Origin of the sequence: Microbacterium sp. NPDC087591, assembly GCF_044743625.1 — a bacterium.
Taxonomy (GTDB): Bacteria; Actinomycetota; Actinomycetes; order Actinomycetales; family Microbacteriaceae; genus Microbacterium.
Genome location: NZ_JBIUWU010000003.1, coordinates 314181 through 328731 on the forward strand (window position 1 = coordinate 314181; position 14551 = coordinate 328731).

11 protein-coding genes, 1 tRNA gene and 1 pseudogene are annotated in these 14551 nt (G+C 68.2%); 12 read left to right on the forward strand and 1 reads right to left on the reverse strand.

Features of this window, described 5'->3' with window-relative positions:
- The first annotated feature begins 1 nt into the window (after position 1).
- From ACIOVG_RS15975 to ACIOVG_RS16005, 7 genes and pseudogenes are all read left to right on the forward strand, one after another.
- Complete coding sequence (locus ACIOVG_RS15975; protein ID WP_400875575.1) at positions 2–1075, forward strand: polyprenyl synthetase family protein; 1074 nt, start codon at positions 2–4, stop codon at positions 1073–1075.
- On the forward strand, positions 1072–1980 hold the full coding sequence (locus ACIOVG_RS15980; RefSeq protein WP_400875578.1) for a phytoene/squalene synthase family protein: 909 nt from the start codon (positions 1072–1074) through the stop codon (positions 1978–1980). The genes ACIOVG_RS15975 and ACIOVG_RS15980 overlap by 4 nt, the downstream gene beginning before the upstream one ends.
- A pseudogene (crtI, locus tag ACIOVG_RS15985) lies at positions 1908–3578 on the forward strand (phytoene desaturase family protein); the annotation flags it as partial. The gene ACIOVG_RS15980 and the pseudogene crtI, both read left to right, overlap by 73 nt.
- On the forward strand, positions 3578–3925 hold the full coding sequence (locus ACIOVG_RS15990; protein ID WP_400875580.1) for a lycopene cyclase domain-containing protein: 348 nt from the start codon (positions 3578–3580) through the stop codon (positions 3923–3925). The pseudogene crtI and the gene ACIOVG_RS15990, both read left to right, overlap by 1 nt.
- Positions 3922–4275 carry a lycopene cyclase domain-containing protein gene (locus ACIOVG_RS15995; RefSeq protein WP_400875583.1) on the forward strand — a complete coding sequence of 118 codons (354 nt, stop codon included), beginning with the start codon at positions 3922–3924 and terminating at the stop codon, positions 4273–4275. Before ACIOVG_RS15990 ends, ACIOVG_RS15995 begins: the two co-directional genes overlap by 4 nt.
- Positions 4272–5162, forward strand: coding sequence for a prenyltransferase (locus ACIOVG_RS16000; protein ID WP_400875585.1), 891 nt, complete (start codon positions 4272–4274; stop codon positions 5160–5162). The genes ACIOVG_RS15995 and ACIOVG_RS16000 overlap by 4 nt, the downstream gene beginning before the upstream one ends.
- A 30-nt stretch (positions 5163–5192) precedes the next feature.
- Positions 5193–7379 carry an MMPL family transporter gene (locus tag ACIOVG_RS16005; RefSeq protein ID WP_400875588.1) on the forward strand — a complete coding sequence of 729 codons (2187 nt, stop codon included), beginning with the start codon at positions 5193–5195 and terminating at the stop codon, positions 7377–7379.
- A gap of 145 nt (positions 7380–7524) precedes the next feature.
- On the opposite strand, the gene ACIOVG_RS16010 is transcribed toward ACIOVG_RS16005, so the two are convergent.
- Positions 7525–8193, reverse strand: coding sequence for a FadR/GntR family transcriptional regulator (locus ACIOVG_RS16010; protein ID WP_400875591.1), 669 nt, complete (start codon positions 8191–8193; stop codon positions 7525–7527).
- A 163-nt stretch (positions 8194–8356) separates the two neighbouring features.
- Between ACIOVG_RS16010 and ACIOVG_RS16015 the strand changes: the two genes are divergently transcribed.
- The 5 genes from ACIOVG_RS16015 (at position 8357) to ACIOVG_RS16035 (ending at position 14488) form a co-directional block, all read left to right on the forward strand.
- Positions 8357–10162, forward strand: a complete 1806-nt coding sequence (locus ACIOVG_RS16015) for a 2-isopropylmalate synthase (protein ID WP_400875594.1) — start codon at positions 8357–8359, stop codon at positions 10160–10162.
- Positions 10163–10174: 12 nt separating this feature from the next.
- Positions 10175–10248: transfer RNA gene (locus tag ACIOVG_RS16020), tRNA-Arg, on the forward strand.
- A gap of 172 nt (positions 10249–10420) precedes the next feature.
- A complete protein-coding gene (locus tag ACIOVG_RS16025; protein ID WP_400875597.1) occupies positions 10421–12778 on the forward strand; it encodes an ATP-binding protein in 2358 nt (785 codons plus the stop codon).
- Positions 12775–13662, forward strand: a complete 888-nt coding sequence (locus tag ACIOVG_RS16030; RefSeq protein WP_400875600.1) for a pentapeptide repeat-containing protein — start codon at positions 12775–12777, stop codon at positions 13660–13662. The genes ACIOVG_RS16025 and ACIOVG_RS16030 overlap by 4 nt, the downstream gene beginning before the upstream one ends.
- Complete coding sequence (locus tag ACIOVG_RS16035; RefSeq protein WP_400875603.1) at positions 13619–14488, forward strand: Cof-type HAD-IIB family hydrolase; 870 nt, start codon at positions 13619–13621, stop codon at positions 14486–14488. Before ACIOVG_RS16030 ends, ACIOVG_RS16035 begins: the two co-directional genes overlap by 44 nt.
- Positions 14489–14551: the final 63 nt, after the last annotated feature.

The window sequence follows — 14551 nt, forward strand, 5'->3', positions numbered from 1 at the left end:
GATGGCGACCGAGGAGGACCTCGGCACCCGCATAGAGGAGGCGCTCCGCCTCCGCTTCACGGAGCGCAGCACGGCCGCAGAGGCATACGGGCCCGAGTTCGCCGGCCTGTGGAGGGCAGCCGCGGAACACGCGCTGGGCGGCAAGCTGATCCGTCCGCGTCTCCTCCTCGATTTCCGCCTGGCCCTCTCCACCGCGGGACTGTCGCATGAGGAAGCCGCCTGCGCCGTGGACATCGCGGCGAACGTCGAACTCCTCCACTACGCGTTCCTGCTGCACGACGACGTGATCGACGGCGACCTGATCCGGCGGCGACGCCCCAACCTGATCGGTTCCCTCGCCGAGCGCCGTTCCGAGGAGCCCGACGACGCGGAGCTGCACTGGGCTCGATCCAGCGCGATCCTGATGGGAGACCTGCTGCTGGCATCCGCCGTGCTGGGATTCGCCCGCGCCGACGTGGCGGCGGACACCAGGGACCGCCTGCTCGCTCTGATGGAGCAGACCATCCTCGAGACGGTCGCCGGGGAGCACACCGACATCGGCCTGAGCGATGGCATCATCCCGCCGGATCTGCGCACCATCCTGTCGATGAGCGCGTACAAGACCGCGACATACTCCTTCGTGCTCCCCCTGCGCGCCGCGGCCGTGCTGGCCGGCGCCTCGACCTCCGCCGAGGAGCAGCTCACGGCGATCGGACGTCACCTCGGACTCGCGTACCAGCTGCAGGATGACCTGCTCTCTGTGTTCGGCGACGCGCAGGTGCACGGCAAGGACGCCTTCTCCGACCTCCGCGAAGGCAAGGAGACCGCGATCATCGCGTACGCGCGCATGACCGGCCACTGGCCCAGCATCGAACTGCACTTCGGATCGACTGATCTGAGTACGCAGCAGTGCGCCGACATCCGCGACCGCCTGCGCGAGTGCGGTGCCGAGGGATTCGCCCGCAGCCTGGTCGAGGAGCAGCTCGGCGCCGTGACGACCGTGCTCGGCGAGGCCGAGGCAGCCGGCACGATCTCCCCCTCCGCCGGACGCACGATCCTCGCTCTCGCCTCGCGCATCGAGAGTCGACGCGCATGACGGGGAGCCCTGCGGGCGCAGCCGGGGACGGCGCGCTCGACCGCTTCAGCCGCACCGCCGAGATCGCGACGACGGATGTCATCCGCAACTACTCCACGTCGTTCGGGCTCGCGACCCGTCTTCTCGGATCGCGCCATCGTCAGCACGTGCGCAACATCTATGCGATGGTGCGCATCGCCGACGAGATCGTCGACGGCGTCGCCGCCGAGGCCGGTCTCGACGCCGCCGCACAGAGCGATGCGCTCGCGTCGTACGTCGCCGAGACGCACCGATCGATGCGCACGGGGTACAGCAGCGATCTGATCCTGCACGCGTTCGCCCGCACGGCACGGGAATGCGGCATCGGAGAGGATCTGACGCAGCCCTTCTTCGACTCGATGCGCGCCGACATCGCCGCCGACACCGGATTCACGGCGTACGACGGCGATGCCCATGCCCGCTACGTGTACGGCTCGGCCGAGGTCGTCGGGCTCATGTGCACACGCGTGTTCCTGCGCGGCACTTCGCGCACTCCCGCCGAGGAGCGGACGATCGAGCATGGCGCCCGCCAGCTCGGAGCCGCCTTCCAGAACGTGAACTTCCTGCGCGATCTCGCCGATGACACGGATCGGCTGCACCGGGGCTACCTCGGCGGCGGAGAGCGTCTCACGGAGGCCGATCGCGATGCCTGGGTGAAGACGGTGATGCAGCAGTTGGACGACGCGCGCCGCGCGATCCCTCTGCTCCCCAAGGATTCCCGCGCCGCCGTCCGCAGCGCGCACGCCCTGTTCGCCGCGCTGACGCGGCGCGTGGCGAAGACCCCCGTCGATGTGCTCTACCGCAGGAGGGTGCGCGTGCCCGATCCCCTGAAAGCCGTGCTCGCCGCGCGCGCCGTGCTCGTCACCGCTCTGGAGCGCGACCGATGAGCCGCGTGGTCGTGATCGGCGCCGGCGTCGCCGGACTCGCGGTCGCCGGTCTCCTCGCCCGCGACGGGCACGATGTCACCATCCTCGAGAAGAACGACCGGGTCGGGGGGCGCGCCGGGACGATCGAGCGCGACGGGTTCCGCTTCGACTCCGGTCCCTCCTGGTACCTGATGCCGGAGGTGTTCGACCACTTCTTCGCCATGATGGGGACGAGCGCACAGGAGCAGCTCGACCTGACGCTGCTCGATCCCGGCTACCGCGTGTTCCGGCAGCCGCACACATCGATGGACGCGGCCTCGTCCGTGACCGTGCCGGCCGGACGCGAACACGTCAGCCGGCTCTTCGACGCGCTCGAACCGGGCTCCGCGCCCGCCCTGGCGAAGTACCTGGATTCCGCGCACGAGGCCAGCACCATGGCCGAGAAGTACTTCCTCTACAACCCGTTCACCCGCATCCGCTCGCTGCTCGCACCCGAGGTGCTGCGCGCGCTCCCTCGTCTGTTCACGCTGCTCGGCACGCGCCTGCAGGCCTTCGCCGCGAGACGCTTCCGCAACCCGGTGATCCGGCAGATCCTGGGCTACCCCGCGGTCTTCCTCGGCACCGACCCCCGCAGCGCTCCGGCGATGTACCACCTCATGAGCGCGCTGGACCTCGACCAGGGCGTCAGTTATCCCCAGGGCGGCTTCTGGCGGGTGGTCGAGCGCATCGAGGATCTCGCCCGCGGCGCGGGAGTGCGCATCGTCACGGACGCGGAGGTCACGGGCATCCGCACGCAGGACGGTCAGGACGGCACCCGCGTGACCGGCCTCGGCTGGCGCGACGGGAACGGCGACGAACACGTGGAGCACGCCGACATCGTGGTGTCCGCGGCCGACCTGCACCACACCGAGACCGCACTGCTGCCGGCATCCCTGCAGAGTCATCCGGAGTCCTGGTGGGCGCGACGCACCAGCGGTCCCGGCGGTCTGCTCGTGATGCTCGGCGTGCGCGGCGCGCTGCCTCAGCTCCCACACCACTCGCTGTTCTTCACCGACGACTGGGATGCGAACTTCGATGCGATCTTCGGACGCGACCCCGCGATCCCGTCTCCCGCGTCGACATACGTGTGCCGCCCGAGCGCGACCGACCCCGACGTCGCACCCGCAGACCACGAGAACCTGTTCATCCTGGTGCCGATCCCCGCCGACGTCGACCTCGGTCATGGCGGATCGGACGGCGCCGGGTCCGCCGCGATCGAACGTGCCGCCGACGCCGCGATCGACCTCGTCGCACAGTGGGCCGACATCCCTGATCTGCGCGAGCGCATCGTGGTCAGGGAGACGAAGGGCCCCGCCGACTTCCGCGACGACTACCACTCATGGCGAGGCGGGATGCTGGGTCCCGCGCACATCCTCTCCCAGAGCGCGATGTTCCGCGCGCAGAACGCCTCGAAGCGCGTCAGCGGACTGTTCTATGCGGGCGCGACCACGGCACCGGGCGTCGGTGTGCCGATGTGCCTGATCAGCGCCGAGATCGTGCTGAAGCGCATCCGCGGTGATCACTCGGGCGGCCCGCTCCCCGTGCCGGTCCGCGACGCTGCCCGCACGGAGATCGACTGATGGGAGCGCTGTATCTGGCGGCGCTGCTCATCTCGCTCGGCTGCATGCTCCTGCTGGACCGGCGCTTCCGCCTGTTCTTCTGGCGCGACCCGCTCGCCGCGCTCGTGGTGACCGTCGTCGGTCTCGCGTTCTTCCTCGTCTGGGACGTGGCGGGAATCGCCGGAGGGATCTTCTTCCGCGGCGACGCGACGATCGCGACCGGGATCGTGCTCGCGCCGGAGCTGCCGATCGAGGAGCCCGTCTTCCTGCTGTTCCTCGTCGTGTGCACGATGGTGATCTACACCGGCGCCACCCGTGTGCTCGGCCGTCTGCGCGCCCGGCGGCACGCACCGGAGGTACGCCGATGACGTACATCCAACTGGCCGCCTGCTTCCTCGCCGCAGCCATCGCGGCCGCGCTGGTGCTGTCGCTGCTCGCGCACCGCCGCGGCGCCGCCCCTCACCTCGGCGCGATCGCACTGACCGTGCTGGCGCTGTTCATCCTGACGGCCGTGTTCGACACGATCATGATCGGCACCGGCCTGTTCCACTACTCCGGCGCCCACCTCCTCGACATCCATATCGGGCTCGCGCCGATCGAGGACTTCGCGTACCCCCTCGCCGGAGCGCTGCTGCTTCCGAGCCTCTGGGCAGCGCTGCGGGTGCGCCGCAGGGCCCGGACGCGCACGGCGGCGGATGAGTCGGAGACGGACGCGTGAGCGCCGTGACCGGCCGGCCGTCACGCGGACGGGACGTCGCCCAGATCGTGCTCTCCTCGCGGCCGATCAGCTGGATCAACACCGCCTTCCCGTTCGCCGCGGCCTATCTGCTCAGCACACGCGAGATCGATGCGACCCTCGTGATCGGCACCCTGTACTTCCTCATCCCCTACAACCTGGCCATGTACGGGATCAACGACGTGTTCGACTACGCGTCCGACCTGGCGAATCCCCGCAAGGGCGGGATCGAGGGTGCGCTGCTGGCACCCCGCATCCATCGGGCGACGCTCTGGGCCGCGGCCGTCACGAACGTCCCGTTCCTGATCTATCTCGTGATCGTCGGCAACCCGGCATCGTGGATCTGGCTCGCGGTGAGCGTCTTCGCCGTGATCGCCTACTCGGCCCCCGGTCTGCGCTTCAAGGAGCGTCCGTTCCTCGACTCGATCACCTCGAGCACGCACTTCGTCAGCCCCGCGATCGTCGGCCTCGCACTGACGGGCGTACCCGTGACGACGGGAACCGTGATCGTGCTCGTCGCCTTCTTCCTCTGGGGGATGGCCGCACACGCGTTCGGCGCCGTGCAGGACGTCGGCCCCGATCGAGAGGCCGGCATCGGGTCGATCGCCACCGTCATCGGCGCCCGTGCGACCGTGCGGCTGTCGGTCGCGCTCTGGACCGTGGCGGGCGCGAGCATGCTCCTGACGCCCTGGCCCGCCCCGCTCGCCGCCGTCCTCGCCCTCCCGTACATCGTCAACGCCCTGCCGTGGTGGAACGTGACCGACGAAGGCTCCGCGGCGACGAACCGCTCCTGGCGGCGCTTCATCGCGCTGAACTACATCGCCGGCTTCCTCGCGACCATGATCCTCATCCTCGCCTGGGTCTCCTGACCCCGCGAAACACCCTCCGGAAGGAAACCGATGTCCCGCCCCGCTCAGGCGCCCGCACCGACGCCCCGTGAACGTTCACGCCGCCACTCCTGGGTCCGCATCTTCATCCCCGTCGCGCTGATCCTCGTCTGGCTGGTCGGCGCGTCGCTCGGTGGGCCGCTGTTCGGCAAGGTCGACGAGGTGTCGTCGAACGATCAGACCAGCTACCTCCCCTCGTCGTCGGACGCGACCCAGGTCCAGAAGCTGCTGGGCGAGTTCAACGACAGCGAGGCGATCCCGGCGATCGCGCTCTTCACCTCCGAACAGAAGCTGACCGACGCAGAGCTCGAGACGATCTCGGATGCCGTCGCCGACGCGCCCTCGGTCGAGGGGGTCAGCGCGGACGTGTCCCCCGCCCTGCCCTCCGACGACGGCAAGGCCGTGCAGGCGTTCATCCCGATCGACAGCGACGCCGAACTCGCCGACGCCATCGAGGCGCTCGGCTCGCAGCTGCGCGCTGCCGTGCCGGACGGCGTCACGGTCTACATCACAGGACCGGCGGGTTTCAGCGCCGACCTCGTCGCCGGGTTCTCCGGCATCGACGGGCTCCTGCTGGGCGTCGCACTCCTGGCGGTGCTGGTGATCCTGGTGCTGGTCTACCGGTCGTTCCTGCTGCCGCTCGTGGTGCTCTCGACCAGCCTGTTCGCGCTCTGCGTGGCGCTGCTGGTGGTCTGGTGGCTCGCGAAGTTCGAGGTCCTGCTGCTGAGCGGACAGACCCAGGGCATCCTGTTCATCCTCGTAATCGGCGCCGCCACCGACTACGCCCTGTTGTTCGTGGCGCGCTTCCGCGAAGAGTTGCGCGTGGCGCAGGACAAGGGCACGGCGGTGCTCGCGGCCTGGAAGGGCTCGTTCGAACCGATCGTCGCCTCGGGCGGCACCGTGATCGCCGGGCTCCTCTGCCTGCTCCTGAGCGACCTGAAGTCGAGCAGCACGCTCGGACCGGTCGCCGCGATCGGCATCGTCTTCGCGATGCTCGCGGCACTCACGCTGCTGCCGGCGCTGCTGCTGCTCTTCGGCCGTGCGGTGTTCTGGCCGCGCCGCCCGAAGTTCGAGCCCGAGGTCGTCGCGGCGGAGCACGGCATGCGCACCACGGGTCTGTGGGCGCGCCTGGCCGGCCTGATCAAGAAGCGTCCGCGCGTGATCTGGATCGTGACCACGCTCGTGCTGGTAGCGGGAGCCGCGGGCCTCACACAGCTGAACGCGGTCGGGGTGCCGCAGTCCGACCTGGTGCTCGGCGCTTCCGAGGCCCGTGACGGACAGGTCGCACTGGGCGAGCACTTCCCTGGCGGCTCCGGCAGTCCCGTGTACGTCATCGTCCCCGAGGACTCCCTCCAGGCGGCGGCCGACGTGCTGCTGGCCAGCGACGGCGTCGACGGGGTCGCCGTGACCGCGTCCGACTCGCCGAGCGGGAGTGCTCCCGTGACCGCAGACGGGATCACCGCCGTGGGCGCACCGGGCACCCCGGCACCGGAGCCGACGGTGGTCGACGGCGACGTGCTGCTGCAGGGCACGCTGACCGATGCGGCGGATTCGGATGCCGCGGCCGCCACGGTACGCGACCTGCGCACGCAGCTCGACGACGTGGATGCTCTCGTCGGTGGCGTCACCGCGACGGCGATCGACACGAACGACGCGTCGATCCACGACCGGAACCTGATCATCCCGCTGATCCTGGTCGTGATCATGTTCATCCTGATGCTGCTGCTGCGCTCGATCCTGGCCCCGGTGCTGCTGATCCTCACGACCGTGCTCTCGTTCGGCACCGCTCTGGGAGTCTCGGCGCTGGTCTTCAACGGCATCTTCGACTTCCCCGGAGCCGATCCCGCGGTGCCGCTCTACGGGTTCGTCTTCCTGGTCGCCCTCGGAATCGACTACAACATCTTCCTGATGACGCGCGTGCGTGAGGAGTCGATCGAGCACGGCACGCGCGAGGGTGTGCTGCGCGGACTCTCGATCACCGGAGGAGTCATCACCTCGGCCGGCCTCGTGCTCGCGGCGACCTTCGCCGCGCTGTCCGTGATCCCGATCCTGTTCCTGGTACAGCTGGCGTTCATCGTCGCCTTCGGCGTGCTGCTCGACACGTTCGTCGTGCGGTCGCTGCTGGTGCCTGCGCTCACCTATGACATCGGCAAGGCCATCTGGTGGCCGTCGAAGCTCTGGCGGCGCGGACGGGACTGAGGATCACGGCGAGGGCCGGGGCTCAGCGGCACACCGGAGCCGGCGACGGAGGGCAGGAGATGGCACGGGCGTAGGCCAGTCCCACCAGATTTCGCCTACGCTCGCTCATCCGCCTACGCTCGCGGTGGTGGCCGACGTCCCGCGCTCATACCAGCGCCTTCTTGAGCGCACCGAGGTGGTCGCGGCTCTCCGCCGCGGCCAGGGCAGGCTCGCGGTCGATCACCGTCTGCGCCAGCCGCTCGTGCCTGGCGTGGTCCTCGGCGCCGCCGTGGTCGGTGCGGATGCGCAGCATCTCGATCATCGCCTGGCGCAGGCGCGGGGTCAGCGCATCGAACAGATCGAGCAAGATGCTGTTGTGCGAGGCCACGACGATGGCACGGTGGAACGCGGTGTCGGCGTCGACGTGCTCCGCGATCCCCGGCCCGCTCCGGGCGCGCGCGTCGAGGGCACGGCGGATGGCGCGCACATCGACGGCCGTGCGGCGCTCAGCTGCGAGTGACGCCGCCTCGGACTCGATCGCGATCCTGGCCTCGATCACACTGACGATGTCGGCGCGTCGGAGGACGGCATCCCAGTCCTCTGGCACGTCGAGAGCCGCCACGAACACGCCGGCTCCTTGGCGGGTGGTGAGCATGCCCCGCCCGGCGAGCTGTCGGATCGCCTCGCGCACCGTGGAGCGTCCGACACCGAGCTGCGGCGCCAGGGTCGTCTCACCGGGCAGCTTCTGACCGAGGGTCCACTCGCCCGCTCGGATGCGGTCGAGCAGGATCTCGGCAGCCTGATCGGCGAGCGGAGTTCGTCGGATCTGCGCCATGCGATCAGTCTAACTTGTCAACTTGTCTGAGGAGTTGCTACATTGTGGTCGTGCACATCGAACGACTTCTCCTTCTCCGCCACGACGGGGCCTGATCAGACCGGCTCCCCGTCGTGGGCAGTCTGCACGCCGGTCGGATCCCGCCGACCACTCGGAGAAGACCATGAACACGACAACGCCCTCCCCCTCGGACTTCCACACCCTGTCCACACCGCGCGGCCCTGTGCCGACCGACGCTCCGGCATGGAACCGGCAGCGCTCATCCCAGATGCCCTCGTACCGCTACGCGCCCGTGCGCGAGCGCGTCGCCGTTCCGCTCACCGAGCGCCGTTGGCCGACCAGGGAGCTCACCGTCGCCCCGCTGTGGGTACCGGTCGACCTGCGCGACGGCAACCAGGCGCTCGCCGAGCCGATGGACCCGGCCCGCAAGCGCCGGTTCTTCGAGCTGATGCTCGCGATGGGCTACAAGGAGATCGAGGTGGGCTACCCCTCGGCTTCACAGACCGACTACGACTTCGTGCGCCTGATCGCCGAGTCCGCTCTCGCGCCTGACGACGTCACGATCGTCGTGTTCACGGCAGCGCGCCGCGACCTGATCGAGCGGACGGTCGCCTCCGTCCGCGGCATCCGAAACCCCGTCGTGATCCACGTGTACACCGCGACGGCGCCGACCTGGCGCGAGCTGGTGCTCGGACGTGACCGCGACGAGCTCAAGGACCTCATCCTGTCGGCGGGGCGCGATGTGCTCGAGCTCACCACGGACCTGCCGAACGTGCGATTCCAGTTCTCCCCCGAGGTGTTCAACCTGACGGAGCCCGACTACGTGCTCGACATCTGCGACAGCATCACGACCCTGTGGGACGCGACGCCTGAGCGCCCCGTCATCCTCAACCTCCCGGCCACCGTCGAGATCGCCACGCCGAACGTCTATGCCGACCAGATCGAGTACATGCACCGCAACCTCGCTCGGCGTGACGGCGTGATCCTCTCGGTGCACCCGCACAACGACCGCGGCACGGGCATCGCGTGCGCCGAGCTCGCCGTGCTGGCCGGAGCGCAGCGCGTGGAGGGCTGCATCTTCGGCAACGGCGAGCGCACGGGCAACGTCGACATCGCGACCCTCGCCCTGAATCTGCATGCGCAGGGCGTCGATCCGATGATCGACTTCTCCGACATCGACGAGATCCGTCGCACCGTCGAGTACTGCAACCGGATCGAGGTGCATCCGCGGCACCCCTACGTCGGCGACCTGGTGCACACCGCGTTCAGCGGCACGCATCAGGATGCGATCCGCAAGGGTCTCGCCGCGCACCGGGCGAAGGCGCAGGCCTCCGGGATCGACGCTGAGAGGCTGGAATGGCGCGTGCCGTACCTGCCGATCGATCCCGCCGACATCGGCCGCGGCTACGATGCCGTGATCCGTGTGAACTCGCAGTCCGGCAAGGGCGGGATCGCCCATCTGCTCGAGAGCGAGTTCGGCGTCGAGCTGCCGCGTCGTCTGCAGATCGATTTCGCACGGCACGTGCAGCAGCAGGCGGACGCGAGCGGAGACGAGCTCTCCGCACAGGCGCTGTGGGAGCTGTTCACGCGGTGCTACCTCCCTGAGCACTCCGACCGGGTCGCGCTCACGGACTACCGGGTGGACCGCGGCTCCACCCAGGTGCGGCTGGTGGTCGGCGGGACGGCCTCCACCACGGGCCACGAGGGAGTCGGTCCCGTCGAGGCGCTCACGGCGGCACTGCAGGCGGCAGGGGTGCGCATCGAGATCCTGACGCTGAACCAGACCAGTTTGGGAACCGGCAATGCCAGCGAGGCGATCACCCTGCTCGAGTATCGGGACGAGTCCGGCGTGCGCTGGACCGCGGGCCGCGCCGGGTCCGTGATCGATGCGAGCTTCGACGCGGTCATCCGGGCCGCCGCGCTCGTGATCGCCGCCAGAGACTCCGCTACGCGCCGCGCCGTCGCTTAGACTGGATGGCACGCCCCCGTAGCTCAGCAGGATAGAGCAGCCCTCTCCTAAAGGGCAGGTCGCAGGTTCGAATCCTGTCGAGGGCACCTTCGAGTGGCATCGCGTCGAGTCGCGCCAGGCTCGACCGCTCTACGGCGAGTAGAGGGGCGATCGGGATGCGGGCCTGGACCGACCGGGCGACCGAATGGCGTGCTATATACTGTCCGCGTCAGCGTCCGGGGAGGCGCACGCGAGCGTGGTAATTCGGGGAACGCGGGTATGAGTGTGAGTCTTCACGGGCGCGAGGCTGAGCTGTCAAAGATCACGCAGACACTCGAGCGCGTCGCCTCGCGGAGCGGGGATCCTGCCGGTGCCGTCGTCATGCTCCACGGTGCCAGCGGCGCGGGAAAGTCGGCGCTGGCGGAAGCAGTGATCGCGGCGGCGAAGGGCATGGGGTTCCAGGCGTTCCGCACCGCATGCGAACCGTTCCACGAAGGAATGAGCTACTTCCCCGTCCGCGAGCTCGTGCGTCAGATCACGCAGGGGCGCCCAGCAGGCGAGTTCGTCGCCGCACAGTTCGGTGCAGCATCGTCGGAGGTCGAGATGGCCGCCGTCAGCGAGTCGATCTCCGCCGATCCGTCGAGTCGCCGGGAGGCGATCGTCGCGACCTTCACCAATGTGATCATGGGGGCTTACAGACAAGGCGACGCGCAGCCGAAGATCCTGTTCGTCGACGACATGGAGCACCTCGATGCGGGAAGCGCCGATGCGATCATCTGCCTCGTCTCCAGGCTTGCCGAGGGTCCCGTCGTCGTCCTCGGGGCCTATCGCTCCGATCTGGTCGCCGACGCGACCCATCCGGTGCGACCCGTCATCGCATCCGCGCGACGCATGGAAGGCGTCTATCAGAGCCATGAGATCCGAGGATTCGACCGATCGGGTTTTCGCGCACTCCTCGAGGCGCTGCTCGGCGGCCGAACCGACCTCCCTGATGCGGTCACTCGCAAGCTATTCGAAGAGACGGAAGGCAACCCGCTTTTCACTCGTGAGCTGATCCGGATGCTCTGCTCGCCCGATCCGCGATCCGGACGCGTCTCGCTGCGCCAGGACGGCGACGTGTGGCTGTTCGATGGCGATATCGGCTCGTGGGACATCCCCGACTCCGTCGAGGAAGTCATCGCATCACGCCTCAACCTCCTCGATGTCGAGGAACGCCGAGAGCTCGAACTCGCCGCAGTAGTGGGGCGCCGCTTCGCATTCGCCGTTCTCCACGGGCTCATGGAGGCCGGCGAAGATGAACTCCTCCAGGACCTCGAGAAGTTCCTCGACATCGATCTCATCCGCGAACTGCAGACGTCGGACGAGTCGTTCGAGTTCTCCCACGGCAAGATCCGTGACGTTCTCTATGCTCAACTGAGCGGCCTGCGGAAGAGGCGACTGCACGCGCAGGTGGCCGAGGTCATATCGAACCTGCGCGCGAGCTCGAACGAAGACTGGGACGCGCTCATCGGCGAGCATCTCTACCTTGCCGCCAAGCCGGTGGAAGCCTTCCCGTACCTCCTGCGCGCTGCCCGCAACGCTCAAGCGACGGGCGCAGCCTCGGAAGCCGCTGCGCTGTTCACAAAAGCCCTCGATTCCTCCGAAGCAGTGGTTTTCGAGGGAGACGACTCGCGCGCATCCATCCAGCTCGAACTCGTGAGTGCTCACATCAGCGCGAGCGAGGTAGAAGACGCTGGTCGCCTGCTCGCGCAGTTGACCGACGTCTCGCACGTCCCCTCGATTCGGGTCACCGCGTTGAATCTGCTCGGCGATGTGCTGCTTTTCGAAGGCGAGACCGCCCAGGCGCTCGACACCTACGAGCAGAGCCGCCTTCTCGCCGAGAGCATGGGTGACGCGGTCGCGCTCTGCGAAGTCCTCTGCGATCTCGCAGAGCTGCATGGACGGCAGTACGAACAGCAGGCCGGTGTTCTGCCCCAGGAGGCCGAAGCACATCGGCGACAGTACGTCGCTCACGTCGACGCGGCGTACGAGATGCATCATGAACTTCCGATGGGGCCGCTCCGCGCGCGGACCCTCAGGAACAAGGCCAAGCTCTCGCGCGTCTCCGGCGATTTCGCCACCGCCGAGTCGCTCTACAAGCAGGCGATTGACGCCGTGGATCGGCGCGTCGCGAGCCATCGGTTCCTCGTCCCCTACGCGAAAGCGCTCCGACGAGCCGGGAAGCCGGTGGAGGCGCTGCAGTACATCGAACGGGTCATCGCGTGGAGCGCCCAAGTCGGATCCGCGCGATCCCAGGCGATCGGGTGGCAGTACAAGGCGACCTTCCTCATGACGAGCGGCACCGAGGACAAGTACTTCGCCGAGGCGAACGCCGCGGCCGAGCACGCACTGCATGGGCATCAGTCGATCGGATACGTCCAGGGCATCCGCGAGACGCACATCGTCCTGGGCGAGATCGCCCTGCGAACGGGCGAGCGAGAGCGTGCTCTCGAGTGGTTCCGGGCCGCCGCTTCGGGAGAAGCACGCGAAGCCAATGAGGTTCTGGAGGTCATCTCCGCCGAACTCGATGCGAACGGCGAAGAAGACAGGGCCGCAGCGATCCGCAAGGCGCTGGAAGAGAACGTGCCGGCGCTGTGAAGTGGCTTCGTTCCCAGTTCCGATCATCGAGCCTGCCCGCTCTGCTCATCATCGTCGCCATTTTCGCGCTGGGAGCGACGATGTGGTGCCTCGGGCCACCGGAAGGTGACAAGTATTCCGATCTGGGAATCAATCTGGGCGTCGGCGCTGGGATCGGGGTCGCCCTTCTCTACGTGGAAGCTTTGGTGGCGAGAAGCGAGGGGGAGAGAGCACGGCGCCTCGCGGAAGAGAGTGCGTTCGTGCAATCGCTCGTCGCAGCCACAGATCTCACGGAGGTCAACGCGCGGGGAAGGAGCTTCTCAGGGATCCTGCTCTCATCGCGTAATCTCCGCGGAGGCGACCTCAGTCTGACCACGCTCGACAGGACGGATTTCCGCGGTTCGGATCTCACCCGAGCAAACCTGGCCGGTTCCCGAGGCGAAGGACTCAACCTCCACGGCGCCGTCGTCGACCGTCTCGATGCGCGCGACGTTCGCTGGACGAACGCGAACGTGTCCCGCGCGTCGGGATCTGACGCAGATTTCACCGGCGCAGTCCTGTCAGGCTCGACTTTTGCTGAAGCGCGACTACCGCGAGCAATCCTTGATCAGGCCGACCTCCACGGTCTGAACCTGCAGCGCGCCGATCTCTCCGATGCGAAAGGCCTCTCCCCCTCGTTCGAGGGCGCAGACCTTCGCGCCGCGAGCCTGCGCGGAGCACGACTCGTGAAGCCGAAATTCCGTGGTGCCGACCTGCGCGCCGCGGACCTGCGCGACGCAACGCTCAGCGAGCCGGACCTGCGCGGAGCGGATCTGCGAGATGCACAGGTCGAGGGGCTCGATCTGCGCGACCCTCTCACCGATGAGCAGACCAGACTCCCCGCAATGCCCGACCGCCTCACGTAGGCACCGACAGAAGGAGCTAGAAGTGGCGCTGTTCTTCACTGACATCGACGGGACTCTGCTGAACCCGGAGCGCACACTCTCCGAGCGCACTATTCACGCGATCAGGGATATCCGATCAGCCGGACACCACTTCGTCCTCTGTTCGTCACGAATGCCGGAGTCGATGCGCATCCTCGAGCGCCTGTACGACGGCGTCGACGAGCCCCTCATCGCATACAACGGCGGGCTCGTCCTCTCCCGCACGGGTCAGGTCGTGCACAACGTACCGATCACGCCACGCGATGCCACGACCATCGCGCAGTACTGCGAGGACGTGGACCTCCATGCCAGCATGTTCGCCGGAGAGGACTGGCATGTCTGGGCGGATGACAGGTGGACGGCTCGGGAGATCAACAACACAGGGGTCCGCCCACGCGACCTCTCCTCGCAGGACTACATCGCCTCGGGGCAGGTGGACGCACGCCCGCCGCACAAGATCATGTGCATGGGCGAGGCGGACCTCATCGATGGACTCGAGACCCTGCTCTCACCGGTGGAGAACGTCGTGACATATCGCTCCAAAGACACCTACCTCGAGATCGCGAACGCCGGGTGCTCGAAGGGGATGGGGGTTGCGGCGGCGGCGGCGGAACTCGGCGTCGATGCGAGCGACTGCTACTTCTTCGGCGACAACTACAACGACATTCCCGCCTTCTCAGCCGTCGGGACATCCGTCGCGGTCGCCAATGGCAAGCCCGAAGTGCTCGCAGCGGCAACCGTCACCACGGCCCGGCACCATGACGACGGCGTCGCCCAGTACCTGGAGGAATGGCTGCGCCGAGCCTGAGGGCCACCGGCGCTCTTCCGCTCGACGACCGAGGCAGTCACACGACTCCGCCGAGGCACTCAC

What these genes read in the sequence shown, in the direction of transcription:
- ACIOVG_RS15975 (WP_400875575.1), top strand. Translation starts at nt 2, where the DNA reads ATGGCGACCGAGGAGGACCTCGGCACCCGCATAGAGGAGGCGCTCCGC.
- ACIOVG_RS15980 (WP_400875578.1), top strand. Translation starts at nt 1,072, where the DNA reads ATGACGGGGAGCCCTGCGGGCGCAGCCGGGGACGGCGCGCTCGACCGC.
- ACIOVG_RS15990 (WP_400875580.1), top strand. Translation starts at nt 3,578, where the DNA reads ATGGGAGCGCTGTATCTGGCGGCGCTGCTCATCTCGCTCGGCTGCATG.
- ACIOVG_RS15995 (WP_400875583.1), top strand. Translation starts at nt 3,922, where the DNA reads ATGACGTACATCCAACTGGCCGCCTGCTTCCTCGCCGCAGCCATCGCG.
- ACIOVG_RS16005 (WP_400875588.1), top strand. Translation starts at nt 5,193, where the DNA reads ATGTCCCGCCCCGCTCAGGCGCCCGCACCGACGCCCCGTGAACGTTCA.
- ACIOVG_RS16010 (WP_400875591.1), bottom strand. Translation starts at nt 8,193, where the DNA reads ATGGCGCAGATCCGACGAACTCCGCTCGCCGATCAGGCTGCCGAGATC.
- ACIOVG_RS16015 (WP_400875594.1), top strand. Translation starts at nt 8,357, where the DNA reads ATGAACACGACAACGCCCTCCCCCTCGGACTTCCACACCCTGTCCACA.
- ACIOVG_RS16025 (WP_400875597.1), top strand. Translation starts at nt 10,421, where the DNA reads ATGAGTGTGAGTCTTCACGGGCGCGAGGCTGAGCTGTCAAAGATCACG.
- ACIOVG_RS16035 (WP_400875603.1), top strand. Translation starts at nt 13,619, where the DNA reads ATGAGCAGACCAGACTCCCCGCAATGCCCGACCGCCTCACGTAGGCAC.